We start from the raw sequence: 2,572 nt of genomic DNA on the forward strand, positions 1-2,572 counted from the left end.
CGAGTATCACAGAGCAGCCGAAGCGTTGCGTAAGGATAAGAAAGAGCTTGGTGAGCTGGCTGACGAAGTGAGAAAGGCGTCAGGTAGACGAGCGGTGAATGGTTGACCATATTGAGTTGTTTACGAAAACACCCCGCCACCCATATGGATGGCGGGGCTTTTTTTGTTCGTACACCCTGTTTATAGACGAACGGCATACTCGATAACAACGATTATGTCGTACAAACCAAAAGAGGATAGATGCGATTTATTTGTGCAACCGGCAAATAGATAGGCGTCTATTCAAAAAAACAGGGAGGTAGTTAATATGTTGGTGTTATCTTTCTTGGCTGGAATTGCAAAATTTCTTTTTGGTGGAATCGCTATTTGGGCCGTATTTCGCCTTCGAAGTTTAAGAAGGTCGATAGGATGCGGAACCGAAAAGTTAGGAGCGGGATTTGCCCTAGTAGTTTCGCTTGTAATCTTGATGCTCCTTGAATCTAAGTTCTAGTAAGCCGAACGCTTCGTTGCCCTTATGGATGACGGGGCATTTCTATTACATACCCCTTGTCAAAATCAACATAAATTATTCCAAATTTTATTCTTTAAAAACCACTTGACGAATCATCCCTGCAACCATCTCACTAAAAAAGCTGAAATTTTGCAACCAAAATTCAAAAAAGTGGTAAAAGATACCCCGCTGTCCGTATGGATGGCGGGGATTTTTTTGTTTTCCCCCTTCCGAATAAAAAAGACAACAAAATATAAAATAATTTATAAATAATTGTTGTCAAAATGGGAATAACATGATATTATAAAGACAACAGCAAGAACGATACATAAAAAAATAACTGGAAGGAGCGAGGAAAAGATGAAAGTAAATCTCAAAAAGGTAATGAAGAAAGCTCATGAGTTAGCAAAGAAAATGGTCGGTGATTATGCAGCACGTCTGGCACTCGCTTTGCGCCAGGCATGGAAGGAGGTAAGGAATGTGGTTCTTCCGGAAATGAAGGGATCGCAAAAACAAATTGCTTGGGCTGAGGATATCCGTTCTCGCGTAATCCCGGTTGTTGAAAAAGCAATCAATTACTTCTACGAAGCTGTAGAAACAAAAGAATTTTACCAATCTCGTTCGGAAGAGTTTCGTATGCGTCGCAAAGAAGAGGGGACAAAAGCGCTCGAAACACTAAAAGCTATCGACAGTGCGAAAGAATGGATTGACCGGTTTGGATACAAAAACGATGAAGAAGAAATTGTATCTTTCTTTTGCTACATCGCTCAAGAGTATTTTGATATCAGTTCGCGCGTTTGCACTGCTATCAGAAAAGAATTTACAGCTCGAGCTTGCGAATGAAGAAGGGGAGGAGAGAGTTGGGGGATTACTCCCCCCTCTCTTAAGTAAATTAGCCAGGAGGGGTAATAAATGAATATCGAAACTCGCTTTGCACTATGGGTAGTAGATGGGAAATTTGTTCGTCTGGCAAATATCGAGGGAGCGAACGAATATACCGATATGTTCGCGAATTATGAGATTGAAAATGGTCGTCCAATTAACTGGACAGTGTGTATGGATGATGAAGATGAAATCATCCACGGCGGAAAAGCAAAAGAAAGCGAGAAAGCTGCGGATATCAGAGAACTGATTTTAGAATGGGTGGCCCGATATGGGGTAGACATCCGGTATAAACCACAGTACATTCTTTCTCCATTCGTTGCTGGTGTGAAAGAAGGAAAGCGTTGGGTTTTGCAAAGCGTCACCGAGTTTGGAGAGGATTTTCGGAGTTGCGAAGAGACATATATATTTACATTTGAACGTGAACGTACAATAGTCACCGATCTCAATACACAAACGTTTGAAAGTTACGGGCATGATCCCCGACCAGCTAAGTTTGCAATGAATTTTCTCGCAGAGAAGTTTTCTACAGTAGATCATACAGAAGAGCAACAAGTTTGGTATGACACGCAACGGCTAGCCGACAGAATCGGATGGGACAAACGAAAAGTGTCAACATACTGGCGGCGCGGCTCTCTCCCATTCCCGACAACCTTTGCGGATGAGCTGCCCAAATGGGATGAAGAAAAGAAAATGTTTGTTGGTGGGCGCTCCCCACGCTGGACGGAGAAGCAGGTACAAATTATCATGAGACGACTTGACTTTTAAATAAATTAATTGTATCGTTTAATTAAAATTATTTTATCTGAACGTTATGGGATATAAAGTTTAATAGTTGTATTTTGTAGTAATTATCTGAACGTTGTGGGAAGAAGGTCGCTGCTTATAGTAGCGACTTTTTATTTGTAAAATTTCCCTCACTCCCATTGAATCACAAACATACATTCGTATATAATACAAATATAAGAACGAATGTTTTTATATATAAGGTGGGATGCAGAGGATGAAGAAGCTTTCAAGCAGGCAGTTGGCGATTCTGGACTTTATCAAGAAGGAAGTAAAAGAAAAAGGGTATCCACCGTCTGTTCGTGAGATCGGAGAAGCGGTGGGCCTCGCTTCCAGCTCTACGGTTCATGGACACTTGGCACGCTTGGAGAAAAAAGGACTGATTCGCCGCGATCCGACAAAGCCGCGCGCTAT

The 2,572-nt window shown here is 41.8% G+C and carries 3 protein-coding genes; all 3 read left to right on the forward strand.

Features of this window, described 5'->3' with window-relative positions:
- The first annotated feature begins 850 nt into the window (after positions 1–850).
- Positions 851–1,333, forward strand: coding sequence for a hypothetical protein (locus BLR88_RS18585; RefSeq protein WP_091261590.1), 483 nt, complete (start codon positions 851–853; stop codon positions 1,331–1,333).
- Positions 1,334–1,402: 69 nt separating this feature from the next.
- Positions 1,403–2,140: a hypothetical protein gene (locus BLR88_RS18590; RefSeq protein ID WP_091261592.1), complete on the forward strand. Its 738-nt coding sequence runs from the start codon at positions 1,403–1,405 to the stop codon at positions 2,138–2,140.
- 235 nt (positions 2,141–2,375) lie between these two features.
- Positions 2,376–2,572 (forward strand): LexA family protein (locus BLR88_RS18595; protein WP_139185040.1); only part of this gene is annotated, 197 nt, incomplete at its 3' end.

Origin of the sequence: Aneurinibacillus thermoaerophilus, from assembly GCF_900099925.1 — a bacterium.
Lineage (GTDB): Bacteria > Bacillota > Bacilli > Aneurinibacillales > Aneurinibacillaceae > Aneurinibacillus > Aneurinibacillus thermoaerophilus.